The sequence below is a fragment of the Pseudoxanthomonas sp. F37 genome, from assembly GCF_022965755.1.
In the GTDB taxonomy this organism is placed as follows: Bacteria; Pseudomonadota; Gammaproteobacteria; order Xanthomonadales; family Xanthomonadaceae; genus Pseudoxanthomonas_A.
The window spans coordinates 1,617,918-1,641,568 of record NZ_CP095187.1; the positions used below are offsets into that span (position 1 = coordinate 1,617,918).

The 23,651-nt window shown below is 69.0% G+C and carries 27 protein-coding genes; 13 read left to right on the top strand and 14 right to left on the bottom strand.

Annotation, left to right across the window (positions count from 1 at the left end; genetic code table 11):
* Positions 1-140: 140 nt before the first annotated feature.
* From MUU77_RS07500 to MUU77_RS07520, 5 genes are all read right to left on the bottom strand, one after another.
* Entirely contained in the window at positions 141-977 is an 837-nt protein-coding gene (locus tag MUU77_RS07500; RefSeq protein ID WP_245093364.1) for a LytTR family DNA-binding domain-containing protein, read from the bottom strand.
* Between the two features lie 3 nt (positions 978-980).
* On the bottom strand, positions 981-2,066 hold the full coding sequence (locus MUU77_RS07505) for a histidine kinase (RefSeq protein ID WP_245093366.1): 1,086 nt from the start codon (positions 2,064-2,066) through the stop codon (positions 981-983).
* A gap of 105 nt (positions 2,067-2,171) precedes the next feature.
* Entirely contained in the window at positions 2,172-2,816 is a 645-nt protein-coding gene (locus MUU77_RS07510) for a trimeric intracellular cation channel family protein (protein ID WP_245093368.1), read from the bottom strand.
* A 33-nt stretch (positions 2,817-2,849) separates the two neighbouring features.
* Entirely contained in the window at positions 2,850-3,296 is a 447-nt protein-coding gene (locus MUU77_RS07515; protein WP_245093370.1) for a carboxymuconolactone decarboxylase family protein, read from the bottom strand.
* Between the two features lie 37 nt (positions 3,297-3,333).
* Positions 3,334-4,221, bottom strand: coding sequence for an RNA polymerase sigma-70 factor (locus MUU77_RS07520; protein ID WP_245093380.1), 888 nt, complete (start codon positions 4,219-4,221; stop codon positions 3,334-3,336).
* Between the two features lie 110 nt (positions 4,222-4,331).
* Here MUU77_RS07520 and MUU77_RS07525 point away from each other — a divergent pair, with 110 nt between their 5' ends.
* From MUU77_RS07525 to MUU77_RS07535, 3 genes are read left to right on the top strand one after another with little or no spacing between them, the layout of a single operon-like run.
* Positions 4,332-5,849 (top strand): fumarate hydratase, encoded by a 1,518-nt coding sequence (locus MUU77_RS07525; RefSeq protein ID WP_245093382.1) that lies wholly within the window; start codon positions 4,332-4,334, stop codon positions 5,847-5,849.
* Positions 5,850-5,853: 4 nt separating this feature from the next.
* Entirely contained in the window at positions 5,854-6,276 is a 423-nt protein-coding gene (locus tag MUU77_RS07530) for a hypothetical protein (RefSeq protein ID WP_245093384.1), read from the top strand.
* 19 nt (positions 6,277-6,295) lie between these two features.
* Positions 6,296-6,931, top strand: a complete 636-nt coding sequence (locus tag MUU77_RS07535; protein WP_245093386.1) for a glutathione S-transferase family protein — start codon at positions 6,296-6,298, stop codon at positions 6,929-6,931.
* 176 nt (positions 6,932-7,107) lie between these two features.
* Here MUU77_RS07535 and MUU77_RS07540 read toward each other — a convergent pair whose 3' ends face one another.
* From MUU77_RS07540 to MUU77_RS07555, 4 genes are read right to left on the bottom strand one after another with little or no spacing between them, the layout of a single operon-like run.
* Positions 7,108-8,217, bottom strand: coding sequence for a sterol desaturase family protein (locus MUU77_RS07540; RefSeq protein ID WP_245093388.1), 1,110 nt, complete (start codon positions 8,215-8,217; stop codon positions 7,108-7,110).
* Between the two features lie 47 nt (positions 8,218-8,264).
* Positions 8,265-8,684: an arsenate reductase (glutaredoxin) gene (gene arsC, locus MUU77_RS07545; protein ID WP_245093390.1), complete on the bottom strand. Its 420-nt coding sequence runs from the start codon at positions 8,682-8,684 to the stop codon at positions 8,265-8,267.
* Positions 8,684-9,868: a phospholipase A gene (locus tag MUU77_RS07550; RefSeq protein WP_245093392.1), complete on the bottom strand. Its 1,185-nt coding sequence runs from the start codon at positions 9,866-9,868 to the stop codon at positions 8,684-8,686. Before MUU77_RS07550 ends, arsC begins: the two co-directional genes overlap by 1 nt.
* Positions 9,869-9,919: 51 nt before the next feature.
* A complete protein-coding gene (locus tag MUU77_RS07555; protein ID WP_245093394.1) occupies positions 9,920-10,405 on the bottom strand; it encodes a DUF456 domain-containing protein in 486 nt (161 codons plus the stop codon).
* Positions 10,406-10,634: 229 nt separating this feature from the next.
* Here MUU77_RS07555 and MUU77_RS07560 point away from each other — a divergent pair, with 229 nt between their 5' ends.
* The gene (locus tag MUU77_RS07560) at positions 10,635-10,844 is read left to right on the top strand and encodes a cold-shock protein (RefSeq protein WP_108765608.1); all 210 of its coding nucleotides are present in this window, start codon (positions 10,635-10,637) and stop codon (positions 10,842-10,844) included.
* A gap of 85 nt (positions 10,845-10,929) precedes the next feature.
* Here the strand turns inward: MUU77_RS07560 and MUU77_RS07565 are convergent, their stop codons facing one another.
* Positions 10,930-11,403, bottom strand: a complete 474-nt coding sequence (locus MUU77_RS07565) for a glycine zipper 2TM domain-containing protein (protein WP_245093396.1) — start codon at positions 11,401-11,403, stop codon at positions 10,930-10,932.
* A gap of 138 nt (positions 11,404-11,541) precedes the next feature.
* Complete coding sequence (locus MUU77_RS07570) at positions 11,542-11,982, bottom strand: cytochrome c (RefSeq protein ID WP_245093406.1); 441 nt, start codon at positions 11,980-11,982, stop codon at positions 11,542-11,544.
* A gap of 76 nt (positions 11,983-12,058) precedes the next feature.
* Between MUU77_RS07570 and MUU77_RS07575 the strand changes: the two genes are divergently transcribed.
* Positions 12,059-12,868, top strand: a complete 810-nt coding sequence (locus MUU77_RS07575; RefSeq protein WP_245093410.1) for a tRNA threonylcarbamoyladenosine dehydratase — start codon at positions 12,059-12,061, stop codon at positions 12,866-12,868.
* A 113-nt stretch (positions 12,869-12,981) separates the two neighbouring features.
* Positions 12,982-14,394: a nuclear transport factor 2 family protein gene (locus tag MUU77_RS07580; protein ID WP_245093412.1), complete on the top strand. Its 1,413-nt coding sequence runs from the start codon at positions 12,982-12,984 to the stop codon at positions 14,392-14,394.
* A gap of 3 nt (positions 14,395-14,397) precedes the next feature.
* Here the strand turns inward: MUU77_RS07580 and MUU77_RS07585 are convergent, their stop codons facing one another.
* Both MUU77_RS07585 and MUU77_RS07590 read right to left on the bottom strand, forming a co-directional pair.
* Complete coding sequence (locus MUU77_RS07585) at positions 14,398-15,168, bottom strand: TatD family hydrolase (protein ID WP_245093414.1); 771 nt, start codon at positions 15,166-15,168, stop codon at positions 14,398-14,400.
* A 4-nt stretch (positions 15,169-15,172) separates the two neighbouring features.
* Positions 15,173-15,397 (bottom strand): DUF6116 family protein, encoded by a 225-nt coding sequence (locus MUU77_RS07590; RefSeq protein ID WP_245093416.1) that lies wholly within the window; start codon positions 15,395-15,397, stop codon positions 15,173-15,175.
* Positions 15,398-15,569: 172 nt separating this feature from the next.
* Here MUU77_RS07590 and MUU77_RS07595 point away from each other — a divergent pair, with 172 nt between their 5' ends.
* The 7 genes from MUU77_RS07595 to MUU77_RS07625 all read left to right on the top strand — a co-directional run bounded on the left by MUU77_RS07595 (position 15,570) and on the right by MUU77_RS07625 (position 22,313).
* Positions 15,570-16,385 (top strand): glycine zipper 2TM domain-containing protein, encoded by an 816-nt coding sequence (locus MUU77_RS07595; RefSeq protein WP_245093418.1) that lies wholly within the window; start codon positions 15,570-15,572, stop codon positions 16,383-16,385.
* Between the two features lie 148 nt (positions 16,386-16,533).
* Complete coding sequence (locus MUU77_RS07600; protein ID WP_245093421.1) at positions 16,534-17,697, top strand: acyl-CoA dehydrogenase family protein; 1,164 nt, start codon at positions 16,534-16,536, stop codon at positions 17,695-17,697.
* 92 nt (positions 17,698-17,789) lie between these two features.
* The gene (locus MUU77_RS07605) at positions 17,790-18,341 is read left to right on the top strand and encodes a GNAT family N-acetyltransferase (RefSeq protein ID WP_245093423.1); all 552 of its coding nucleotides are present in this window, start codon (positions 17,790-17,792) and stop codon (positions 18,339-18,341) included.
* A complete protein-coding gene (locus MUU77_RS07610) occupies positions 18,338-18,823 on the top strand; it encodes a hypothetical protein (RefSeq protein ID WP_245093425.1) in 486 nt (161 codons plus the stop codon). The genes MUU77_RS07605 and MUU77_RS07610 overlap by 4 nt, the downstream gene beginning before the upstream one ends.
* On the top strand, positions 18,813-19,463 hold the full coding sequence (locus MUU77_RS07615) for a glutathione S-transferase family protein (RefSeq protein WP_245093427.1): 651 nt from the start codon (positions 18,813-18,815) through the stop codon (positions 19,461-19,463). The genes MUU77_RS07610 and MUU77_RS07615 overlap by 11 nt, the downstream gene beginning before the upstream one ends.
* 13 nt (positions 19,464-19,476) lie before the next feature.
* Positions 19,477-21,738, top strand: a complete 2,262-nt coding sequence (locus MUU77_RS07620; RefSeq protein ID WP_245093429.1) for a thiamine pyrophosphate-dependent enzyme — start codon at positions 19,477-19,479, stop codon at positions 21,736-21,738.
* Between the two features lie 29 nt (positions 21,739-21,767).
* Positions 21,768-22,313, top strand: coding sequence for an NAD(P)H-dependent oxidoreductase (locus tag MUU77_RS07625; RefSeq protein WP_245093431.1), 546 nt, complete (start codon positions 21,768-21,770; stop codon positions 22,311-22,313).
* Positions 22,314-22,364: 51 nt separating this feature from the next.
* Here MUU77_RS07625 and ubiM read toward each other — a convergent pair whose 3' ends face one another.
* The gene (ubiM, locus tag MUU77_RS07630) at positions 22,365-23,594 is read right to left on the bottom strand and encodes a 5-demethoxyubiquinol-8 5-hydroxylase UbiM (protein WP_245093433.1); all 1,230 of its coding nucleotides are present in this window, start codon (positions 23,592-23,594) and stop codon (positions 22,365-22,367) included.
* Positions 23,595-23,651 lie beyond the last annotated feature (57 nt).

Below are 23,651 nucleotides of genomic sequence, written 5' to 3' on the forward strand. Positions count from 1 at the left end.
CCCGGCGAATGCCGCGATCCATTCCGCTCTTGCCATGGGTCGATGGAAAGAAGCGGAAGCCATAGCGGTCCCGGCGTTCGCCGGGATGACGGAATTGTCTCGATCGCACCCGGGGCAGCGTCTGTTCCGCAATGCCGCGGCTACAGCAACACCGCCAGCTTGTCGCGATGGCTGCGCGAGAGCTTCAGTTCCTGGCCGCAGTCCAGGCGCAGGAAGCTCTCGCCGTTGGTGTGCGGGCGCATCTCCACCACGCGGCGCGCGTTGACGATGGTGGAGCGGTGGATGCGCGGAAAGCGCTGCGGGTCCAGCTGCTTCTCCAGCTCGCGCATGGTGGCGCGCAGCACCAGGGTATTGCCGTTCGGCCCGTCGCCGTCGGTATGGATGCACATGTAGTCGCCGGCCGCGTCGATCCAGCGGATGCTGTGCAGGTCCACGCGCACGGTGCGGCCGCCGTCGCGCACCGCCAGCTTGTCCTCGCGCCGCAACAGGTCCAGCGCGTCGGGCTTGAGCGCTTCGTCCAGGTCCAGCAGCGGGCGGCCGCTGAGTTCGCCCAGCAGGCCGAGCAGGTGCGCACAATGGCCGCTGGCCTGGCGCTGGGCGCGTGCCTGGCGCACCCGCGCCAGCGCCTGCGCCAGGCGGGAGTCCTCCACCGGCTTGAGCAGGTAATCGGTGGCCGAGGCCTCGAACGCGCGGATCGCGTAGTGGTCGTAGGCGGTGACGAACACCACCAGCGGCATCTCGCTGGCGGGTATCGCCCGCAGGGTCTGGAAGCCGTCCATGCCCGGCATCTGCACGTCCAGGAACATCAGGTCGGGGCGGTGCTCGCGCAGTCCGCCGATGGCCGAAGCGCCATCGCCGTAGTAGCCCACGATCTGCACGTCGGCATGGGCGGCAAGCCGGATCTCCAGTCCGCGGCGGGCCAGCGGCTCATCGTCGACCACGATGGCGCGCAAGGGGGCGGAAACGGCGGTGTCCATGCGTCAGTCCCCCAGGGTCTGCGAGGTTTCGAACGGCAGGCGCAGCGTCACCTGGAGGCCGCGCTCGCGGTTGCACACACAGAAGCCGCCGGCATCACCGTACAGCACGTGCAGGCGTTCGCGCGTGTTGCGCAGGCCCACGCCCTTGCCGGGCGGCAGCTGGTCGCCTTCGATGGCGCCGCAGCCGGGACCGTCGTCGATCACGCGCAGCACCAGTTGCTCGCCGTCGCGTTCGGCTTCGATGCGCAGCAAGCCGCCGGCGACCTGCTTGGCGACGGCGTACTTGATGGCGTTCTCGACCAGGGGCTGCAGCAGCAGGCTGGGCAACAGGGCGCGCCAGCAGTCCTCGTCGATGGCGGTCTCGATGCGCAGGCGCTCGGCGAAGCGGATCTTCTCGATGTCCAGGTACAGCGTCAGCGCATCCAGTTCCTGGCGCAGGGTGACCCGTTGCATCGGGTCGTTGTCCAGCGAGTGGCGCAGGAACGAGGACAGGCTCTGCACCATGCGGTTGGCGGTGGCGTTGTCGCGGTCCAGGATCAGCGTGGAGATGGCGTTGAGCGTGTTGAACAGGAAGTGCGGGTTCAGCTGGTAGCGCAGCATCTTCAGCTGCGCCTGGTGGGCCATGCTGCGCGCGGCGAGCGCGCGCTCGGTCTCGCCCTGCAGCTGGCGGTAGTACTTGATCCCCATGTAGGCGCCCACCCACGCCAGCACCACGTAGATGTAGCCCAGCGAGTAGGCGATGAACTCCAGTCGGGTGGTCGGCCTGCAGGTCTCGCAGAAGTCGACCAGCGCTTCGCGGGTGACGAAATCGATGACCGCCGAACTGACCAGGATGGCCGGCACCATCACCGCCAGCAGCCGGCGCGGCGGCAGGCCCCAGCAGGCGCGCAGCAGGTAGCGCAGCCCCAGCGTGACCACGGCACCGGTCGTCGCCGCGGTCAGCGGCACCACCCAGTAGCCCGACGGTTTGCCGTGCGCGACGGCGTACAGGCAGCCCTGCGCGAAGTAGGCGCTCCAGCCGGCCAGGTGCAGCAGCCAGAAAGCCTGCTGGCGGGGCATGTCGAGCGGACGGGAGGCGGCGATGGCCATGGCGGACGGGGATGGGCGCAGGTGCCGCCATGCTAAGCCCATGCGGCGGCGCGTGCCGCACGGTTCGACGGCCCCTGCGCACGCTTGGGCGCAGGCGGCCCGTCGTCAGTGCAGCGGACCGGGCGGTTCGCCGTCGCCGCCGGATTGCAGGGCCACCGGCAGGTGCCAGCCGAAGGTGATCGCGGCCATGCGCAAGCCGAAGCAGACCAGGGCGCCCGCCAGCGCGCAGGGCAACGGCGGCAACTGCAGCCAGTGGCCCAGGGCGACGATCAGGGCGCCGGCCAGTGCGGCCACGGCGTACAGGTCGGCGCGCAGCACCAGCGGCACCTGCGCCAGCAGCACGTCGCGGGCGATGCCCCCGCCGATGCCCGTCAGCATGCCCATCGCGGCCGCCATCGGCGGCGCGATGCCGTACTCCAGGGCTTTCTGCGTGCCGGCGACCGCGAACAGGGCCAGGCCCATCGCATCGAACAGGCGCACCGGGTGGTGCAGTTTTTCGATCAACGCTGCGCGGAAGAACGTCACCACCCCGGCGGCCAGCGAGGTGACCGGATAGCGCCAGTCGCTGAGCGCCGCCGGCGGGGTGGCGCCGATCAGCAGGTCGCGGGTGATGCCGCCCGCCGTCGCCGCGGCGAACGACAGCACCAGCACGCCGAAGAGGTCCAGCCGGCGCCGCACGCCCAGCATGGCGCCGCTGAGCGCGAACACGAACGTGCCGACCAGGTCGAGGATGAGGACCAGGGTTTCCATGGCCCCCATTGTGCCGCCTGGCGGCGTGCCGGGTCAGGGCAGGATGGGCTGCATGCCCACGCCCAGCCGGTTCCAGGCGTTGATCGCGGCCACCGCCATGGTCAGTTCGGCGATGCCGGACTCATCGAAGTGTTCCTTCAGCGCTTCGTAGGTTGCGTCGGCGGGGGCGCCCGAGGGCAGGGTGGTCAGCTGTTCCGCCCAGGCCAGCGCGGCGCCTTCGCGGGCATCGAAGAAACGGCTGTCGCGCCAGCCGGCCAGCGTATCCAGCTTGCGGGGTTCCACGCCCGCCTTGCGCAGGGCGCCGCCGTGCATGTCCATGCAATAGGCGCAGCCGTTGATCTGGGAGACGCGCAGGAACACCAGTTCCAGGAATTCCTTGCCCAGCGCACCGTTGTGCAGGGCGGTGCTGGCGGCATACAGGCCGCGGAAGGCTTCGGGGACGTGCTTGGGGTAGTCGACGCGATGGAACTTCTGGCTCATGGCAGGGCTTCCGTGGCGGCCACCATGGCCGCCTTCACTACCAGGACGCGCCACCGTCCTTCGCCGTGACAGCCGTGCCCAACTTGTCGGGATTGGCGACGGTGAAGATATCGCTGATGCGCTCGCCATCGCTCACCGCCACCATCACCGCGACCAGCACGCCATCGCGATAGCGCAGGATGGCCGGCTCGCCGTTCACCGTGCCCATGCGCCAGTCGATGGCAGGATCCTGTCGCCGATAGGCGGCCCAGAACAACCGTGCAATGCGGAGGGCACCCAGCAGCGGACGGATGACCGCCACGGCCTTGCCGCCGCCGTCGGAAACCAGTTGCGCGTCCTCGCGCAGCAGGGCGGTGATGGCGGTCTGGTCGCCGCGGCGGGCGGCCTGCATGAAGCGCTCCAGCAGGCGACGATGGTTCTCGCGGGGAACATCGAAGCGCGGCCTGCCCGCCTGCACGCGTTCGCGCGCGCGGTGGACCATCTGCCGGCAGTTCGCCTCGCTCTGGCCCAGCAGGGGCGCGATCTGCGCGTAGTCGTAATCGAAGGCCTCCTTCAGCAGGAAGGCCGCGCGTTCCTCCGGTCCCAACCGTTCCAGCACGGCCAGGAAGGCCAGCGAAACCTGTTCGGTCACTTCGGCCGACTGCTCCGGCGAGGGCGATTCGTCGATCTCCGACGGCGGCGGCAGCCATGGCCCGGTGTAGTGCTCGCGCTGCACGCGGGCGGCGCGCAGGCGGTCGATGCCCAGGCGGGTGGCGGCGGTGACCAGCCAGGCTTCGGGGTCGCGGATGCCCGTCCTGTCGGCCTGCTGCCAGCGCAGCCAGGTGTCCTGGACCACGTCCTCGGCGTCGCTGCGGCTGCCCAGCAGGCGGTAGGACAGCCCGAACAGGCGGGAGCGGTGGCTTTCGAAGGTGTTTTCGGCGTTCATGCGACCAAAGACGGGCGAGGGTGCCCGCCCGTGACACCGGGGCGGGCGGTTACTTTGGCCTAAAATGGGCGCCTCCGCCCGCTACCCCACCGGCAGCCGCCCGTCGCTCCATGACCTCGATCAAGCAAGAAGACCTCATCCAGTCCATCGCCGATGCCCTGCAGTACATCAGCTACTACCACCCGGTGGACTACATCAAGCACCTCGCCGCCGCCTACGAACGCGAGGCGTCGCCGGCCGCGAAGGACGCCATCGCCCAGATCCTGATCAATTCGCGCATGTGCGCCGAGGGCCACCGCCCGATCTGCCAGGACACCGGCATCGTCACCGTGTTCCTCGAGATCGGCATGGACGTGCGCTGGGACGACGCCACGATGGGCGTGGAGGACATGGTCCACGAGGGCGTGCGCCGCGCCTACAACCATCCGGACAACAAGCTGCGCGCCAGCGTGCTGGCCGACCCGGCCGGCAAGCGCACCAACACCAAGGACAACACGCCGGGCGTGGTCAACGTGAAGGTGGTGCCGGGCAACACGGTCGAGGTGATCGTCGCCGCCAAGGGCGGCGGTTCCGAAGCGAAGTCGAAGTTCGCCATGCTCAACCCGTCCGACTCCATCGTCGACTGGGTGCTGAAGACCGTGCCGACCATGGGCGCCGGCTGGTGCCCGCCGGGCATGCTGGGCATCGGCATCGGCGGTACCGCCGAAAAGGCGATGCTGCTGGCGAAGGAGTCGCTGATGGAGCCGATCGACATCACCGACCTGCAGGCACGTGGCCCGTCCAACCGCGCCGAAGAACTGCGGCTGGAGCTGTACGAGAAGGTCAACGCGCTGGGCATCGGCGCACAGGGCCTGGGTGGCCTGACCACCGTGCTGGACATCAAGGTCAAGGATTACCCGACCCATGCGGCCAACCTGCCGGTGGCGATGATCCCGAACTGCGCGGCCACCCGCCACGCGCACTTCACCCTCGACGGCAGCGGCCCGGTCATGCTGGACCCGCCGTCGCTGGAAGACTGGCCGCAGCTGACCTACGACGCCTCCAAGGGCCGTCGCGTGAACCTCGACACGCTGACCCGCGAGGACGTGGCCAGCTGGAAGCCGGGCGAAGTGCTGCTGCTCAACGGCAAGCTGCTGACGGGCCGCGACGCCGCGCACAAGCGCATGGTCGACATGCTCAACAAGGGCGAGGCCCTGCCGGTGGACTTGAAGGGCCGCTTCATCTACTACGTGGGCCCGGTCGATCCGGTGCGCGATGAGGTCGTCGGCCCCGCCGGCCCGACCACCGCCACCCGCATGGACAAGTTCACCGAGCAGGTGCTGGCGCAGACCGGCCTGCTGGGCATGGTCGGCAAGGCCGAGCGCGGCCCGGCGGCGATCGAGGCCATCAGGAAGCACCAGTCGGCCTATCTGATGGCGGTGGGCGGCGCGGCGTACCTGGTCTCGAAGGCGATCAAGGCGGCCAAGGTCGTCGGCTTCGCCGACCTGGGCATGGAGGCCATCTACGAGTTCACCGTGCAGGACATGCCGGTGACGGTGGCCGTCGATTCGCAGGGGACCTCGGTGCACCAGACCGGCCCGAAGGAATGGCAGGCGCGGATCGGGAAGATTCCGGTGGTGGTGGCCTGATCGGATGCCCACCGCCGCGCCACGGATCCATGCCGATTTCAATGGTCTGGTGCGTGGACCGGTGGACGGTCGCGTCTCGGTTGTGCTCGATACTTTCGGTTCGGCGAGAGACCTGTCGAACGCGGGAATCGTGCTTGAGGAGGGTCTCGCGTTGGTGGCCTACGATGAATCGGATGCCATCGAAGATCTCGAAATCCATGGCACTGCCCGCTACGACCGTTCTCGCCGTGGGTGGGTGGTCGAATCCGACGAGCGAGGCGTGATGCATGTGCCGGCTGTCGATCGCAGCCGTATCGATCCCGGCTTCCACTGCGTCCGGTGCGCTCACGCTTTGGATGGGCTGGACGCCTTCCTGCGTGCCGGCGCCTGTCCGCAGTGCGGTACGCCGGTACAGGCCTCTGTGGCCGCCCCCGGATCCAACACCTGAATACCAGCAGGCGACCCGCATGACGACGACGTTGTACTACTCCCGCAGCACCGCCAGCCTGGTCGTCCACTGGCTGCTGATCGAACTGGACATCCCGCACGCGTTGCGGGAACTGGATTTCGACAGGCGCGACCAGAAATCCGAGGACTACCTGAAGCTCAACCCTGCCGGCGTGGTGCCCACGCTGGTGATGGACGGGCAGGTGGTCACCGAGACCGCGGCCATCCTGATGCACCTGGCCGATACCCGTCCCCGCGCCGAGCTGGCGCCTGCGGTGGCGACCACCCAGCGCGCGCAGTACTACCGCTGGATGCTGTTCTGCGCCAACACGCTGATGCCTGCCTACCGCGCGTGGTTCTATGCCGACGAGATCGCGGGCCCGGAGAACGCCGAGGCCAGCCGGCTGCACGCACGACTCAAGCTGGAACGCGCGTGGCAGCAGGTCGCCGACCATCTGGAGGCGCACGGCCCCTACCTGCTGGGCGCGCAGCGCTGCGCCGCCGACTTCCTGCTGACCATGCTGATGCGCTGGTCGCGCAACATGCCCAGGCCGACCGACAGCTGGCCGGTGTTGCATGCCCACGCGCAGCGCATGAAGGCGCTGCCGAGCTTCAAGGAAGTCTATGCCCGCGAGGGGCTGACGGACTGGACGTGACGATCGCCGGGCCCAATGCAGGAGCGACGCAAGTCGCGACCGCGGATCCTGAAATGGCGTGAAACCAAGGTCATGCGCATTTCGCCTGCAAAATGCATCGCTTGGAGCAGTGTTCCTGCCCGTCTTGGCATGCGGTCGCGACTCACGTCGCTCCTACAACAGCCAGTACCGGTCACTCAGTCCACGTATTCGTCGAACTTCCTGCCGCCCTGGAACGGCATCAGGTGCTGGCGCAGGATGCCGCGCGGCACCGTTTCCAGCTTCATCACGCCATATTCCCCTGGCCAGTCTTCCTGCTTCGGCGGCAGCTTGAAGGTGCCCATCAGCATGTCCACCAGCGGCAGGTGGATGGCGTAGTTCACGTCCAGGTAGTCCTTGTGCCGCGCGTGGTGCCAGTGGTGGTAGCGCGGCAGCACCAGCAGGTATTCCAGCCAGCCGAAGCGGATGCCGAGGTTGGCATGCGCCAGCACGGCCTGCAGCCCGACCAGGATCACGTAGGCGTTCACCGCCGGCGTGGAGAAGCCCAGCACCAGCAGCGGCAGCAGCACCGCGCTGCGGGTCAGCACGATCTCCACGATATGGATGCGCGAACCCGCCAGCCAGTCCATTTCGCGGCTGGAGTGGTGCACGGCGTGGAAGCGCCAGAGCCAGGGGATGTTGTGGTACGCGCGGTGCAGCAGCGCCTGCGCCAGGTCGGCCACGAACACGGCGATCAGGAACTGCGCCCACACCGGCAGCGACTGGATCGCGTCCTTCAGGGCCGGGAAGGCGGCCAGCCCCGCGATGGTGGACGTGGATGCGGTCACCAGGATCAGGATGAACTGCACCAGCACGTGGCTCATGAAGAAGTACGCCACGTCCGTGCGCCACCCCGGCCGCAGCGGCGAGATGCGGCGCTTGCCCAGGTAGTGCTCCAGCGGCACGAACACCAGGGCCGAGAAGAACAGCGAGATGACGAACCAGTCCAGGCCCAGCGAGTACGGGGTCTTGCCGATGGCGTCGAACTGCACGTTGGTGCCGCCCGACAGCACAGCCAGGGTCGCGCTGCCCACGCCGACCAGCGCGATGCGCTTGTTGCGGTCGCGCAGGATGGCCCAGGTGCCCATGGCGAACGCCGCCGCCAGCCCCACCAGCAACAGGTGGCGGGCGAACTGCTCGTTGTACGCCGCGCGGAACTCCTTGCTGGTCAGCAGTTCCGGGAAATGGAAACAGGCCACCGCCATCAGGCTGAGCAGGCCCAGCATGGCGGAGGCATAGGCGAAGAACGAACGGCGCGGGCGCGGCATGGGGGGCATCCTTGGCAGGCGGTACGGGTCCTGCGCCCGATCTTACGTCAGACGATGCGGTTTCCGGCCGCGTCCACCACCGGCTCGCCGTCTTCCTTGCGGAAGGCGCCGCGCTGCGGCTGAGGCAGGATGTCCAGCACCGTTTCCGATGGGCGGCAGAGCTTCGTGCCCAGGGCGGTGACCACGATGGGGCGGTTGATCAGCACCGGATGGGCCACCATGGCCTCGACGAGGGTCGCGTCGTCGGCGTCGGCCAGGCCCAGTTCCGCGTAGCGCGGTTCCTTCGTGCGCACCACCTCGCGCACGGGCACGCCTATGGCCGCGATCAACGCCAGCAGCGTGGCGCGGTCGGGCGGCGTGCGCAGGTATTCGACGACGTGCGGCTCGATGCCGGCATTGCGGATCAGCCCCAGCGTGTTGCGCGAGGTGCCGCAGGCGGGGTTGTGGTAGATCGTCACCTCGTCCATCAGTACCAGTCCAGCAGCGATATGCCCAGGCCCAGGTAGGTGGCCTTGTGGTTGTAGTCGATCAGGCTTTCGCCGTAGCCATGGAACAGCTGCACGTGGCCACGGAAGGTGCGGTTGATCGGGAAGCCGTAGTCCACCTGCAGCGCGCCGTGCGAATCCTCGCCGCCGCGCAACGAGTGGCGTCCCAGCACGGTGAAGACGTGGCCGTCGCGTGCGTAGGTCAGCATGGCGTCGCCACGGCCGATGTAATCCTCGATGTCCGGGTTGTCGTCGTCGTTGCCGTCGGGCACGCGGTACCAGGGCCGCACCACGAAGGCCCAGTTCTCACGGTCCAGGCCGATGGTGGCGATGACCCGGTTCCAGCTGCGCGAGAGCGGGTCTCCGCGGCCGTTGGACTGGTGGTTGATGCCGATGCCGGCCATGCGGCCCTTCCAGCCGGCGATGCTGTAGTTGTTGCGGAACACCAGCATCACTTCCGGCTCGTAGTTGGTCTCGCGGAAGGGGCGCGACTCCTCGCCGTTGTAGACCTGCCAGCGCGAGCTCTGGGTGTACGCGCCCCAGATGTCGCCGTTGTCGCCGAACAGGTTCTCGGCGAACTTGGTCTTGAAGCTGAGCTGGAACTTGGCCTCGATGTCCTGCAACGCCTGCGGCTCGGTCACCGTGTTGTCGGGATTCGGGGACGAGGGCGTTTCGTTGACCCGGCTGGTCCAGAACGCCGGCAGCAGGTACAGCGGCTTGTAGCCGCGCAGCTGGAACACGCCCAGCTTGGAGTCCTTGGCCAGTTCCCAGCGGCTGTCCAGCAGGGAGCCGCGGCCGGCATTGGCGATCAGGCCGGCATCGCCCGGATCGTCGGCACGGAACCAGGCTCCCAGCCGGCGGCGGGTGCGCTCGCTCATGGCCAGTTCCTGGTCCTGCGCCTCGGCGGCGGCGCGCGCCTCGGCCCGCGCCCTGGCGCGCGCGGCCGCTTCGGCCTCTTTCGCCGCCGTCGCTTCCTCGTCGGCGCGCCGGGTGTCGGCGGCGGTGCGGCCCAGCGCAGCGTCGTAACAGGCCAGGCGGGCGGCATCGTTCTCCAGCGAGAAGCAGGCCTCGGCGGGCGTGGCGGTCGGCGCGCCTTCCTGGGCGTGGGCGCTCAGTCCGTATGTAACTCCAATTACCAGCGGAAGCAGTCGGATGCGATGCGTCATGCGGGGTCGCTCGGTGGGGGCGCCGCCATTCTGCCAGCCGGCGCGCGAAGATCAGAAGATCCAGGCGAAGACGAACAGGCCCAGCATCGCAAAGGCCAGTCCCAGCTTCAGCACCACGCCCAGCACGATGCCCAGCCACGTGCCCAGCCCGACCGTGGTGGCCTGGCGGAGCTCGCGGCCATGCCACAGTTCGCCCAGCAGCGCGCCGACGAAGGGGCCGGCCAACAGGCCGATGGGCATGAAGAACAGGCCGGCGAACGTGCCGATCACCGTGCCCAGCAACGCCTTGCGGCTGGCGCCCACGCGCTGCGCGCCGATGGCCGTGGAAACGATGTCCACCACGAAGGAAAGCGCCGTCAGCACGCCCAGCACCACCAGCGTGACCCAGCCGATCTGCTGGAAGTCGCCCGCCCAGGCGGCCAGCAGCATGCCCGCGAACACCAGCGGCAGGCCGGGCAGGGCGGGCAGCAGCACGCCGGCGATGCCGACCAGGATCAGCACGATGGCCATGGCGTAATACAGGAACTGGATGTCCAATCAATTCTCCTACGGAATCAAGGGGTTGCCGGGGGCTTGACTTTATCGTCGAGGCGTTTGCATTTTCACAAATGCCGGGTTACTGTGCGGCCGCTGCCGTTGCCAAGGTCACCGTGAATCGTGGCCTGATGGGGTAGATCCATGATCCGCTACATCCTTGTACCTCGCTTCCTCCTTGCAACCAGCCGCCCAGCAGGCGTATCCACCACCCGTTTCAAGGAGCAAGTAGATGTCTGATCGTGAAACCGGAACCGTGAAATGGTTCAACGATGCCAAGGGCTTCGGCTTCATCAGCCGCGAAAATGGTGAAGACGTGTTCGTGCATTTCCGTGCCATCCAGACCCAGGGCTTCAAGAGCCTCAAGGAAGGCCAGAAGGTCACCTTCACCGTCGTGCAGGGCCAGAAGGGCCTGCAGGCCGATGCGGTGCAGCCGGTCTGACCTGGCCCATCGAACCGCGCATCCGCGCGGGCTCCACAAAAAAGCCCGGCATGCGCCGGGCTTTTTCTTTTCCGGTGGCCGGGAGTCAGCGGATGACCACGCGGCCGTTCTGGATGCGCACATAGGTGTTCTCGCGTACGCCGCCCAGATCGTGCTGGTTGATCGTCACGCGGCGGCCGTCGTCCATGCGCACGGTGATGTTGTAGGTATCGCCGGTGGTCCGGTTCTGGATGGCGTTGCCGGCTGCCGCACCGGCGACCGCACCGGCCACGGTGGCGACGTTCTTGTTGCCCTCGCTGCCGCCGGTGCGATCGGAGATCTGGCGCCCGGCGACCGCGCCGACGATGCCGCCCAGCACCGCGCCGGTGGCCGAGGGCGCGCTGCGGCCCGACGGGACCACGTCGATGCGCTCGACGATGCCGCAGTCGGCGCAGTAACGGTTGGCCGGCGCGCTGTTGTAGCCGCCGCCATAGCCGCTGGAGTAGCCCGGCGAGGTGCTGGCGCAGCCTGCGAGGGCGAGGGTGGCGGTCAGGCCGATGGCGATCAGACGCATGTTCATGGAAGCCTCCTGAGGGTGGGGCGGCCGACACGGCGCGGTCCCTTCACCGGCATGCTCCACACGCACGCGTGAACATCATGACAATCGGGCCGCTTGTGCGGCCCGGATGTCAGGTGCGATTCAGACGTGCGCCACGCCTCAGCCGCGGAAGTCCTGGTGGCAGGCCTTGCAGTCCGTGCCCACCTTCTCCACCAGCGCGCCGGCGGCGGCGCAGTCGGTGGGCGGCGCGTTCAACGCGGCATCCAGGTCGGCGCGGAACTGGCTGGTATGCGTCTGGAAGCGGGCGTCGTCGGCGATGCCGGGGAAGGCCATCTCCAGATCGTTCGCCATGGCGCGCAGCGTGCGCACGTGCGGGATGGTGTCGGTGGCGGCGCAGCGGTTCTGCTTCACCTTGTCGGCCAGTTGGCCCGAATGCTTGGCCATCACCTGCATCACGCTGTCCGGGAACGGGTCCTGCCGCGCCTGCAGCGCGCGCATCGCCATCACGGTGCAGATGGCGCCCACCACCAGGCCGATCAGGAACAGGAACAGGTAACGCGACGCGGCGGAAGGCTTCTTGATCTCGGGCTGGCTGGCCATGCGGCGGGCTCCTTGTGGATGACGCGGCGATGGTACGACGGCCGTCACGGTTTGCGCCACGGCTTACACTGGTGACATGAAGAAAGAACTCAGGGACCGGTTCGCCGGCATCGACCGACTGTACGGCGTGGGCACGGTGGAACGGCACGCGGCGGCGCGCGTGGCCGTGGTGGGCATGGGCGGCGTGGGCTCGTGGGTGGTGGAAGCCCTGGCGCGCTCGGGCGTGGGTCATCTCACTCTTATCGACGCCGACGACATCTGCGTGTCCAACACCAACCGGCAGTTGCCCGCGCTGGACGGCCAGTACGGGCGCAACAAGGCCGAGGCGATGGCCGAGCGTTGCCGAGCGATCAATCCGCTGGTGGAGGTGGACGCCATCCCGCAGTTCCTGACGGCCTCCAACATGGCCGACCTGCTGGATCGCGGTTTCGACCTGGTGCTCGATGCCTGCGACAGCTTCCGGGTGAAGGTGGAGATGATCGCGTGGTGCCGGCGCCGCAAGCTGCCCATCGTCGTCTCCGGCTCGGCCGGTGGACGCACCGACCCCACCCAGATCCGGCTGCGCGATCTCTCCCGCACCGAACACGACGCGCTGCTGGCCCTGGTGCGCAAGAAGCTGCGCGCCGAGTTCAATTTCCCCAGGAACAAGGACCGCTACTTCGGCGTGCAGGCCGTCTATTCGCTGGAGAACGTCAAGTATCCGCAGGCCAATGGCACCGTCTGCGGCCTGCGCCCGCAGCTGGGCGCGGATGCGGCGCTGAAACTGGACTGCGGCGTGGGGCTGGGGGCGGCCACCCACATCACCGGTGCGTTCGCCTTCGCCATGGTGGGCAGGGCGCTGGAACTGCTGGCGAAACCGCGCAAGGCGGCCGCCGCCGGCGCCTGACGGGGCCGGCTGGCTCGTCCCGGCGCACGCACGCGACGTTCTGGCGCATGCCGTCTGTGCACGGTGGTCGCGCGGCGGGATAGTGCCCGCCCCTCCCGGAGCGTGCCACCCGCATGTCCACCCGTCTCCTGCTGATGTTGGCCGGTCTGCTGCCGTTCGCTGCGACGGCCCAGGCCTGTCCCGCCATTCCCGACACCATGCAGGCCGCGCGCATCCACGCCGCAGGGGGACCGGACGCGTTGCGCGTGGAGCGCGTGGCGGTACCCGTCCCGGCGGCAGGCGAGGTGCTGGTGCGCGTGCACTATGCGAGCGTCAATCCTGTCGACTGGAAACTGCAGGAAGCCGGTCGCCTGCCGTTTCCGGCGACACCGGGCGGTGACTTCGCCGGCGAGGTCGTGGCGGTGGGCCCGGGCGTGACCGCCTTCGCGTGCGGTGACCGCGTCGCCGGCATCGTTGATCCGCGCGAACGTTCCGGCAGCTATGCCGGCTACGTGTCCGCACAGGTCACGGCCCTCGTGCCTGCGCCCGCTGCGTTCACCCTGCAGGAAGCCGCGGCTTACCCGACGGTGGCCGTCGCGGCGTGGCGCTATCTGGTGGGAGCGGCCGGTGTCCGGTCCGGAGACCGGGTGCTGGTGCACGGCGGTGCGGGCGGGGTCGGATCAATGGTCGTGCAACTGGCGAAAGCGCGCGGCGCCCATGTGACCGCTACCGCGTCCGCGCGCAACCACGACTACCTGCGTGGACTGGGCGCCGATGCGGTCATCGACTACCGCAGTGTCCGTTTCGAGGACGTGGTGCATGACATGGACATCGTCATCGACACGGTGGGAGGCGACACGCTGGCGCGTTCGCCGGCCGTGCTGCGCGACGGCGGACGTCTGGTCACGCTGGTCGGGCAGGTGCCCGCCGCGCTGTGTGCACCTGGCCGCATCCTCTGTCCTCCGGCGCCCGCGTGGGACGTGCAGGCCGGACTTGCGGAGGTGGCGCCGCTGATCGCGGACGGTCGGCTGCGTGTCCACATCGACGGACTCTATCCGTTGTCGCAGATCGTCCAGGCGCAGCAGCACAATCGCGCCGGCGCGACCCGCGGCAAGGTGGTCGTCGCGGTGGCGGCGGACAATGTGGACCACGCCAGCGGCGATGGCGTGGCCGCCGTCCGCGTGCCGCTGCAGGCGTATCTGGACGGACACGCAACCGGCCAGCGCCGCCACTTCGAGCGGGCCTTCGCGGAAGATGCGGTGCTGGTGGGCGTGAAGGACGGGCGCTACCGCCAGTGGCCCGCGCGCGAGTACACCGACGTCTCTTCCAGCAGTCATGTGCCGGCGGACGAGGCGCTACGCAAGCGCCGTATCCGGCAGATCACCGTGACCGGCGACGTCGCGACTGCGGTGATCGAACTGGACTATCCCGACATGAAGGCGCTGGACCACATGACGCTGCTGCGTCGCGACGACGCATGGCGCATCGTGGTCAAGGCCTACCACGCATGGACTCCCGGATCGGCCGAGGGCGCGGCCGCGCGCTGAGCGTCAGCTGGCGGAGGGCAGCGCGAACAGCCGTTCGGCGTTGCGCGTGGTCGCAGCCGCGATGTCCTCCGGCGCCGCTCCGCGCAGGTCCGCGATGACATCGCGCACCACCGGCAGGCGGGCGGGTTCGTTGCGCTGTCCGCGGATGCCGGCGTCGGGCTGGTCGGGCGCGTCGGTTTCCAGCAGCAGGTAATCCAGCGGCATCGTGCGGACGAGGGCGCGCAGGCGGTTGGCGCGCTCGTAGGTCACCGGTCCCCCCAGCCCGATCAGGAATCCCAGCTGCCACAGCTGGCGCGCCTGCTCCGGGCTGCCGGAGAAGCTGTGCACCACGCCGCGCAGGCGGCCGACGCGCCTGACCGATGCGATCACGGCGTCCACCGCGCGCCGCGCATGCACGATCAGCGGCAGGTCGAACTCGCGCGCCAGCTGCAGTTGGCCCTCGAAGTAGCGGCGCTGTTCGTCCGCGTCCAGGCCCTGGACGAAGAAATCCAGCCCGCATTCGCCGACCGCCAGCGGCCGCTCCCGCGCGATCCATGCGCGCAACTGGTCCAGGTGCGGGGGGCGGTGTTCGGCCAGGTACATGGGATGCAGCCCGTAAGCCGGGAACAGGCCCGCGTCCTGCGCGCACACCTCGCGCAGCTTCGGCCAGCCGGAGGCGGCCACGGCCGGCACCACCTGCCGGGTTACGCCGGCGGCGCGTGCCCGTGCCAGCGCCGCCTCGCGGTCGTGGTCGAACTCGGGCGCGTCGAAGTGGCTGTGGCTGTCGACCAGCATCACGTCAGCGACGGGTGTCCGGGGCCTGCAGCGAGGACGGCGGATCCTTGCGGCGTTTCCAGTTGGCCAGCAGCAGGGTGCCCAGGCCGAACAGGATCTCGTCCACGAACGGGACCGGATCGGGCAGGAACAGGGTCACCACGAACAGCGCGGCGGTGATCTTGAACAGGGTGGGGTAGCGCAGCTTGCGCGCCCAGTCGAGGAGGGGCAGGAGAACAGGATTGGGCATGGCGCAGGCACTCGACCGCGATGGGATGGGCATCACGCTAACATGATCGTTGTCTGACGGAATCGTTCATTTTCCGTTGGTTTTCGTGGCCTTACCCGGGTACTTGGTTCAGGTTCGCAGTGGTGCAATGATGACCAACGTGAATCGGGGACAGCCCGACTTGGAGGCAGCGATGAAGAGCAATAGCACTACGATCCTGGTCGCCGTCGGCGCGCTGCTGGTGGGCGGTGTGGCCACCGCAGCCTTCCTCAAGGGGGGCGACAAGAGCCCGGCCGCGCAGGACGGCCTGGTGACGGCCACCGAGGGCGCACTGGTCGCCGATGATGCCGCGGCCACCGACAATCAGCTGCCGGTCGGCACCCTGCAGTACGCCGAGGTGGTGAAGGCCGAGCCGATCACCAGTTCGGAGAAGCTCTATGCCACCGTCATCGGCACCGAGCCGGTGCGCGAGACCACCACCACCAGCACCCCGCGCGAAGTCTGCGAAGACGTGGTCGTGCAGGAGCGCCTGCCCGAGCGCGACGGCAATGCCGGCGGCACGGTCGCGGGTGCGGTGATCGGCGGCCTGCTGGGCAACCAGGTGGGCGGCGGCAGCGGCAAGAAGGCGGCCACCGTGGCCGGCGCCGTGGCCGGTGGCGTGATCGGCAACCAGGTGGACAAGCGCCACGTGGGCGGCAAGGTCGTCAACCGCACCGAGCGGCAGTGCCATACCGAGAACGCGACCTCCGAGTCCTCGCGCGTGACCGGTTACAACGTCACCTACCGCAACCCGGACGGCACCACCGGCACCATGCGCATGGACAGCAAGCCGGGCACCCGCATCGCCATGGGCACCACGGACAAGGTGATCGGCTATGACGTGACCTACCGGTTCGAGGGCCAGGAGAAGACCATCCGCCTGGACCAGAAGCCGGGCGAGCGCCTGCCGGTGATCGACGGCCAGGTGGTGACCCAGACCGCCGCCATCGACGCGCCCGGCAAGGGCTGACGCCCACGCCCTGCGAGGGCCTGCATTTCAACGTGGCACCCAGCAAAGGCCGGCGTTTCGCCGGCCTTTGCTTTGCGGACTGGCGCTTACCGGCGGCGAGGGGCACCGCATACAATGCGGTGAATACCCGACCGCCGGTTGAAACGCGATGGCCCTTAACCCGTACGACCTGTTCGATGTCCGTTCCCTGCTGAGCGAAGAGGAGCGCGCCGTCCAGGACGCCGTCGCCCGTTTCACCGACGAGCGCGTACGGCCGATCATCGGCGACGCCTTCGACCAGGGCCGTTTCCCCAGAGAGCTGGTGCCCGAGATCGCCGAACTCGGCCTGCTGGGCTCGTCGCTGCCGGAGAAGTACGGCTGCGCCGGCCTCAACGCCGTCAGCTACGGCCTGATCTGCCAGGAACTCGAGCGCGGCGACAGCGGCATCCGCAGCTTCGTCAGCGTGCAGTCCTCGCTGTGCATGTATCCCATCTACGCCTACGGCAGCGAAGAACAGCGCCAGCGCTGGCTGCCGGACATGGCCGCCGGCAAGGTGATCGGCTGCTTCGGCCTGACCGAGCCGCACGGTGGCTCCGACCCGGCCAACATGAAGACCCATGCGCGCCGCGATGGCGACGACTGGGTCATCAACGGCTCCAAGATGTGGATCACCAACGGCAACCTGGCCGACATCGCCATCGTGTGGGCGCAGACCGACGAGGGCATCCAGGGTTTCCTGCTCGAGAAGGGCATGGCCGGATTCACCGCGCAGGAGATCAAGCACAAGATGAGCCTGCGTGCGTCGGTCACCAGCGCGCTGTTCTTCGACAACGTGCGCGTGCCCGACAGTAGCCGCCTGCCCAACGTGAAGGGCCTGAAAGGCCCGCTGGGCTGCCTGACCCAGGCGCGCTACGGCATCACCTGGGGGCCGATCGGCGCGGCCATCGCCTGCCTGGACGAGGTGCTGGCCTACACCAAGGAACGCATCCTGTTCGACCGCCCGGTGGCCGCCACCCAGAGCGCGCAGATCAAGATGGCCGAGATGGCCCGCCGTATCACCCTGGCGCAGCTGCTCTCGTTGCAGCTGGGTCGCCTGAAGGACGCCGGCACCATGGCGCCGCAGCAGGTCTCGCTGGCGAAGTGGAACAACTGCCGCATGGCCATCGACATCGCGCGCGAATGCCGCGACCTGCTGGGCGGTGCGGGCATCACCACCGAGCATGCCGCCATCCGCCACGCGCTGAACCTGGAGTCGGTCATCACCTATGAGGGCACCGAAACCGTGCACCAGCTGGTGATCGGCCGCGAACTGACGGGCATCAACGCGTTCTGACGGGCCCGCTCCCGTAGCGGCGGCGCAGGTGCAGCGAAGTCGGGCCTCGCCGCTCGTCGTGTCCGGTTTTCTGGTGGGATGGTGTGGCGTCGATGGACCTTTCCGATCTCCAGCTCGAAACTCCGCGCCTGTTGCTGCGGCTGCCGCGGCGCGAGGACTACGAAGCCTGGGCGGCGTTCGGTGCCGATGAGGAAGCCACCCGTTTCATCGGCGGCCTGCAGGCCCGCTCGCCCGCGTGGCGGAGCCTGGCGGCCACGCTCGGCAGCTGGCACCTGCAGGGGTTCGGCATGTTCTCGGTGATCGAGAAGGCGACAGGCCGCTGGGTCGGCCGGGTGGGGCCTTGGCAGCCGGAAGACTGGCCGGGCACCGAGGTGGGCTGGAGCATCGCACGGGCAGCCTGGGGCCGCGGCTATGCGCCGGAAGCCGCCGCGGCCAGCATCGGCTGGGCGTTCGATCATCTTGGCTGGGACGAGGTGATCCATACCATCGATCCACAGAACGCCAACTCCAAGGCGGTGGCCGCCAAGCTGGGATCAGCCTACCTGCGGATGGACCGCCTGCCGGAACCGCACCATGAGAAGCCGGTGGAAGTCTGGGGCCAGACGCGCGCGCAATGGCAGGCACGCAGGGCCGCGCACCCGTGACCCCGTCCCCCGCGCTGCACGCAGGCCTGCATGACGCCTTGCCCGAGCTGGCGCGGACGTTCCGCGATGCGTGGTGGATCATCGGCAGCGCCGCAATGGCGCTCGCGGGCGTTCCGGGCATCGTGCCGCAGGACATCGACGTGTTGTGCAGCCGGGGCGATGCGCTCAGGCTGCGCGAGGCGTGGTCGGGCCATATCGATGGGCACTTCCAGCCGGCGGACGAAGCGCGCTTCCGTTCCCTCTTCGCGCGCTTCACGCACCTGGCGATGCCGCTCGAAGTCATGGGGGGCCTGGAGGTGATGACGGCCACCGGCTGGCAGGAACTCCGTGTGCACGACGACCTGCGCATCGATATCGCCGGCCACGCCGTGCGCATCCCGACGCTGGCCGACCAGCGCCGCATCCTGCTCGCGTTCGGCCGCGGCAAGGACCTGGCCAAGGCCGCCCGCATCGCCGTTCCGGAGCATCCGCATGTCGCCTGATCCCGTCACCGTCCATGGCATGTCCACCTCCGGCAACTGCCACAAGGTGCGCCTGCTGCTCGAACAACTCGGCCGGCCCTACACGTGGGTCGAGGTCGACAGCGCCAACGGCGGCACCCGCACGCCCGCCTACCTGGCGAAGAACCCGAACGGCAAGGTGCCGATGCTGGAGCGCGCCGATGGCGCCCTCCTGGTGGAGTCGAACGCCATCCTCTGCTGGCTGGCCGAGGGCAGCGCGTACCTGCCGGAAGATGCATGGCAGCGTGCGCAGGCACTGAGCTGGCTGTTCTTCGAACAGTACAGCCACGAGCCGTACATCGCCGTGGCACGCTTCATCCGCGGCTGGACGCCGCTGGATTCGCCGCGCCGTGCCGAGCTGCCGCGCCTGCACGAACGGGGCATGCAGGCGCTGGCGGTGATGGAAAAGCATCTGGCGCAGGCAGCATGGTTCACCGGTCCCGCGTACGGCGTGGCCGACATCGCGCTGTTCGCCTACACCCACTGCGCGGGAGACGGCGGTTTCGACCTGGCCGCCTTCCCGCATGTCACCGACTGGCTGGCGCGGGTGCGCGCGCAGCCGGGTTTCGTTCCCATGCCGGGTGTGAGCGACGAAGTCGCCGTACGCCTGGCCTCCCCCTGATCCGAGCGAGCACATGACGTCCAAAGCGATCCCAGCGCGCATGAAGGGCCTGAACCGGGCCGAGATCTGCGACCAGAATTTCATCGAGTTCGTGAAGGAATGGGACGGCCCCGTGCGCGGCACGCCGGCCGCCACCGATCCCGTGCTGCCCGGCAGCGCGCTGGACGCGTGCGGCTTCGTCGAACTGCTGGAGTCGCAGCTGATCAGCCGCCATCTGGACCTGATGGCGCGCGTGCTGCGCGTGCAGAACAAGGTCTTCTACACCATCGGCTCCAGTGGCCATGAGGGCAACGCGATGGTCGCGCGGACGACGCGCCATACCGACCCCGCCTTCCTGCATTACCGCAGCGGCGGTTTCATGGCCGAACGGTTCCGCAAGCTGCCCGGCATGGACCCGGTGATGGACTCGGCGCTGAGCTTCGCCGCGAGCGCCGAGGACCCGGCCTCCGGCGGCCGCCACAAGGTGTGGGGCAGCAAGCCGTTGTGGGTGCTGCCGCAGACCTCGACCATCGCATCGCACCTGCCCAAGGCGCTGGGTACCGCGGTGGCGATCGAACAGGCGCGCCGCATCGGCCATGTGCTGCCGATTCCCGAGGACAGCATCGCCATCTGCTCCTTCGGCGATGCGTCGAGCAACCACGCGACGGCGCAGACCGCGTTCAACGCGGCGGCATGGACGGCCTACCAGAAGCTGCCCGCGCCGGTGCTGTTCGTCTGCGAGGACAACGGCATCGGCATTTCGGTGAAGACGCCGGATGGCTGGATCGGCCGCAACTTCCGCGATCGCGCGGACCTGGACTACTTCCACGCCGACGGCCTGGACCTGGCGGCCGGCTACGGCCAGGTGCAGGCGGCGGTCGAGCACTGCCGGCGCACGCGCCGGCCGACCTTCCTGCACCTGCGCACCACCCGCATCATGGGCCACGCGGGCACCGATTTCGAGATCGAGTGGCGTCCGCTGGAGGAGTTGTGCGCGGTCGAAGCCACCGACCCGCTGCTGCGCTCGGCGGCGATCGCGCTGGAATCGGGACTGCTGACGAAGGACGCGCTGCTGGGGCTGTACGAGGCCACGCGCGCGCGCTGTTTCGCCGCGGCCGAGGACGCCGACCGTCGGCCGCGCATCGCCACGCTGGAGCAGGTGATGGCGCCGCTGGCGCCGTACACGCCCGATGCCGTGGCGGCGGAGGCGTCGCGCGCGGCGCCGCACGAAACGCGCGTGGCCGCATTCGGCAGCGAGGACAGACTGCCGGAGAAGCTGCCGCCCAGGCACCTTGCCATCCAGATCAACAACGCGCTGCACGACTTGTTCTGCAAGTACCCCGAAGCGTTGCTGTTCGGCGAGGACGTGGCGCAGAAGGGCGGCGTGTACACGGTGACCAAGGGCCTGCAGAAGGCGTTCAAGGGCAGCCGGGTGTTCAATACGCTGCTGGACGAAACCATGATCCTGGGCCTGGCCCAGGGTTACGCCAACATGGGCATGCTGCCGCTGCCGGAGATCCAGTACCTGGCGTACTTCCACAACGCCTGCGACCAGATCCGCGGCGAGGCCGCCAGCCTGCAGTTCTTCAGCAACGACCAGTACCGCAACCCGATGGTCGTGCGCATCGCCGGCCTGGGCTACCAGCGCGGCTTCGGCGGGCATTTCCACAACGACAACTCGATCACCGCCCTGCGCGACATCCCGGGCCTGGTCGTGGGCTGTCCCTCGCGCGGCGACGACGCGGCCACCATGCTGCGCACGCTGGCCGCGCTGGCCAAGGTGGACGGGCGCGTCAGCGTCTTCCTGGAGCCGATCGCGCTGTACATGACCAAGGACCTGCACGAGGCCGGCGACGGGCAGTGGCTGTTTCCGTATCCGCCGCAGGACCAGGCGATGCCGCTCGGCGAAGGCCGCGTGTACGGCGGGGACGCGGACGACCTGGTCGTCTTCACCTACGGCAACGGCGTGCCGATGAGCCTGCGCGCCGCACGCACCATCGAGCGCAGGCACGGTTGGAAGGTGCGCGTGGTCGACCTGCGCTGGCTGGTGCCGCTCAACCAGGGTTTCATCGCGGCCCAGGCGCAGACGGCCAAGCGCATCCTGGTGGTGGACGAAGGGCGGCACGCCGCGGGCGTCGGCGAGGGCGTCATCACGGCCATCGCCGAAGCGGGCTACCGGGCGCGCCCGTTCCAGCGCGTGGTCGGTGCCGACACCTACACGCCGCTGGCGGGCGCGGCGTTCCTGGTACTGCCCGGCGACGACGACATCGTCGCGGCGGCCGACAGGCTGGCATGATCGCCATGCCCCTTCACTGAGGAACGGACATGCCCACACTACGCATCGGCCTGGTCATCGGCAGCCTGCGCGCCGGTTCCTTCAACCGCCAGCTGGCCGGCGCCGTGCGGATGCTGGCGGGCGAGCGCTTCGTCTTCGAGGAGATCGGCATCGCCGACCTGCCGCTGTACGACCAGGACGACGACGCGGCGTTTCCCGCCGCCGGCCTGCGTTTCAAGCAGCAGGTGGCGGCCTGCGACGCGCTGTTGTTCGTCACCCCGGAATACAACCGTTCCATCCCCGGTGTGCTGAAGAACGCCATCGACATCGGGACGCGTCCCGGCGGGGACAATGCCTTTGCGGGCAAGCGCGCGGCGATCATCGGCACATCGCCGGGTGCGCACGGCACGGTGTCGGCGCAGCAGCACCTCCGCAACGTGCTGTCCGCGGTGGATCTGGCGGTCCTTCCGCAGCCGGAAATCGCCATCCAGTACCGCGAAGGCCAGATCGACCCCGACGGCAACATCAGCGACGAACGCCTGCTCAAGCGCCTGCGGCTGTTCCTCGACCGCTTCGAGGCCTGGCTGGCCGCATAGCGGGGCGACGCAGGCGGCGCGCCCGCCCGCTTCCCTCGTGCCTGGCAGGGCCTACGGGCGCAGCAGCGCCAGCCCGTCGCGCAGGCGTTGCAGGGAAGGGCGGTTCACCGGTGCGTCGTCGGCCAGGGTGCGGGCCAGGGCGCGCCGGAACGGCGTCAGGCGCCGCCCCGCGCGCAGTACCGTCTCGCGCACGACGCGCGCGGGCGCGCGATCGTTGGTGTAGAGCTCCACGATGGCCCGGGTGACCAGGTAGAGCGGACGCGTGCCCCGGCGGTGGCGCCGCTCGTAGCGCGCCAGGCCTTCGGCGCATCCCAGGTCGCCACCGCAGCGCAGGGCCTGGCGTGCCATGTCCGCCAGCCGTGTCACGCTGTCCAGGCCCAGGTTGAAGCCATGCGCGGTGACCGGGTGCATGCCGACCGCGGCATCGCCGGCCAGGGCGAAGCGGCGTGCGACGAAACGCCGCGCGTACACGCCGACCAGCGGATACACGTGACGGCTGCTTTCCAGCCGCATGTGGCCCAGCCGGTGGCCGTAGCGCTGTTCCATTTCGTGGGCGAACGCATCGACGTCCAGGGCCGCCAGGCGCCTGGCCGCGCTGTCGGGCAGGGTGACCACGACCGAGGCCTGGTGTTCCTGCAACGGCAGCAGGGCCAGCGTCTGGCCGTGGCCGAACCATTCCCATGCCACGCCCTGGTGCGGCTGCTCGTGGTGCATGCGGCACACCAGCATGCTCTTGCCGAAGTCGTACTGGTCCGCGCCGATGCCCATCGCGCGCCGCGTCTCGGAGAACCGGCTGTCGGCCGCCACCAGCAGCGGCGCCTCCAGCCGCAGGCCGTCGCCCAGCGTCACGCAGGCGTGGTCGTCGGTGGTGCGGACCGCGTGCACGCGTGCGCCATCGAAGAAGTCCAGTCCCGGCAGGTCGCTCACGGCCTTCCATGCCGCCTCGCGGATGCGGTGGTTGGGCACCAGCATGCCCAGTTCGGACTTGCCCGCCAGCGCGGCATCGATGCGCATGTCGTGCAGGCAGTCGCCTTCCATCACCCGCGCGGCGCGCAGGGGCGAAGCGGCGTCGTCGGGCAGGTGCTGCCAGATGCCGAGGTCGCGCAATTGCCGTATGGAGGCGTGGGTGAGGGCGATCTCGCGCCCATCGAAGGCGGGTTCGGCGACCGCGGCACGCGCCTGACGCTCCACCAGCGCCACCTTCAGGTCGAGGTCGCACAGTGCCTTGGCCAGGCACAGGCCGGCCGGGCCGGCGCCGATGATGATGACGTCGTGATGCATGCGCATGCCTTCTGCTGGGGGTCCCGGGCAGTCTAGGCAGGTGTGCGCGAGCGGCAT

Excerpts from the sequence above, each read along its gene's own strand:
- MUU77_RS07565 (WP_245093396.1), bottom strand. The coding sequence starts at position 11,403 with ATGAACATGCGTCTGATCGCCATCGGCCTGACCGCCACCCTCGCCCTC.
- arsC (WP_245093390.1), bottom strand. The coding sequence starts at position 8,684 with ATGGACGAGGTGACGATCTACCACAACCCCGCCTGCGGCACCTCGCGC.
- MUU77_RS07540 (WP_245093388.1), bottom strand. The coding sequence starts at position 8,217 with ATGCCGCGCCCGCGCCGTTCGTTCTTCGCCTATGCCTCCGCCATGCTG.
- MUU77_RS07500 (WP_245093364.1), bottom strand. The coding sequence starts at position 977 with ATGGACACCGCCGTTTCCGCCCCCTTGCGCGCCATCGTGGTCGACGAT.
- MUU77_RS07520 (WP_245093380.1), bottom strand. The coding sequence starts at position 4,221 with ATGAACGCCGAAAACACCTTCGAAAGCCACCGCTCCCGCCTGTTCGGG.
- MUU77_RS07600 (WP_245093421.1), top strand. The coding sequence starts at position 16,534 with ATGGCCCTTAACCCGTACGACCTGTTCGATGTCCGTTCCCTGCTGAGC.
- MUU77_RS07510 (WP_245093368.1), bottom strand. The coding sequence starts at position 2,816 with ATGGAAACCCTGGTCCTCATCCTCGACCTGGTCGGCACGTTCGTGTTC.
- MUU77_RS07550 (WP_245093392.1), bottom strand. The coding sequence starts at position 9,868 with ATGACGCATCGCATCCGACTGCTTCCGCTGGTAATTGGAGTTACATAC.
- MUU77_RS07585 (WP_245093414.1), bottom strand. The coding sequence starts at position 15,168 with ATGCTGGTCGACAGCCACAGCCACTTCGACGCGCCCGAGTTCGACCAC.
- MUU77_RS07590 (WP_245093416.1), bottom strand. The coding sequence starts at position 15,397 with ATGCCCAATCCTGTTCTCCTGCCCCTCCTCGACTGGGCGCGCAAGCTG.
- ubiM (WP_245093433.1), bottom strand. The coding sequence starts at position 23,594 with ATGCATCACGACGTCATCATCATCGGCGCCGGCCCGGCCGGCCTGTGC.
- MUU77_RS07530 (WP_245093384.1), top strand. The coding sequence starts at position 5,854 with ATGCCCACCGCCGCGCCACGGATCCATGCCGATTTCAATGGTCTGGTG.
- MUU77_RS07615 (WP_245093427.1), top strand. The coding sequence starts at position 18,813 with ATGTCGCCTGATCCCGTCACCGTCCATGGCATGTCCACCTCCGGCAAC.
- MUU77_RS07525 (WP_245093382.1), top strand. The coding sequence starts at position 4,332 with ATGACCTCGATCAAGCAAGAAGACCTCATCCAGTCCATCGCCGATGCC.
- MUU77_RS07620 (WP_245093429.1), top strand. The coding sequence starts at position 19,477 with ATGACGTCCAAAGCGATCCCAGCGCGCATGAAGGGCCTGAACCGGGCC.
- MUU77_RS07575 (WP_245093410.1), top strand. The coding sequence starts at position 12,059 with ATGAAGAAAGAACTCAGGGACCGGTTCGCCGGCATCGACCGACTGTAC.
- MUU77_RS07625 (WP_245093431.1), top strand. The coding sequence starts at position 21,768 with ATGCCCACACTACGCATCGGCCTGGTCATCGGCAGCCTGCGCGCCGGT.
- MUU77_RS07515 (WP_245093370.1), bottom strand. The coding sequence starts at position 3,296 with ATGAGCCAGAAGTTCCATCGCGTCGACTACCCCAAGCACGTCCCCGAA.
- MUU77_RS07560 (WP_108765608.1), top strand. The coding sequence starts at position 10,635 with ATGTCTGATCGTGAAACCGGAACCGTGAAATGGTTCAACGATGCCAAG.
- MUU77_RS07570 (WP_245093406.1), bottom strand. The coding sequence starts at position 11,982 with ATGGCCAGCCAGCCCGAGATCAAGAAGCCTTCCGCCGCGTCGCGTTAC.
- MUU77_RS07505 (WP_245093366.1), bottom strand. The coding sequence starts at position 2,066 with ATGGCCATCGCCGCCTCCCGTCCGCTCGACATGCCCCGCCAGCAGGCT.
- MUU77_RS07580 (WP_245093412.1), top strand. The coding sequence starts at position 12,982 with ATGTCCACCCGTCTCCTGCTGATGTTGGCCGGTCTGCTGCCGTTCGCT.
- MUU77_RS07605 (WP_245093423.1), top strand. The coding sequence starts at position 17,790 with ATGGACCTTTCCGATCTCCAGCTCGAAACTCCGCGCCTGTTGCTGCGG.
- MUU77_RS07535 (WP_245093386.1), top strand. The coding sequence starts at position 6,296 with ATGACGACGACGTTGTACTACTCCCGCAGCACCGCCAGCCTGGTCGTC.
- MUU77_RS07595 (WP_245093418.1), top strand. The coding sequence starts at position 15,570 with ATGAAGAGCAATAGCACTACGATCCTGGTCGCCGTCGGCGCGCTGCTG.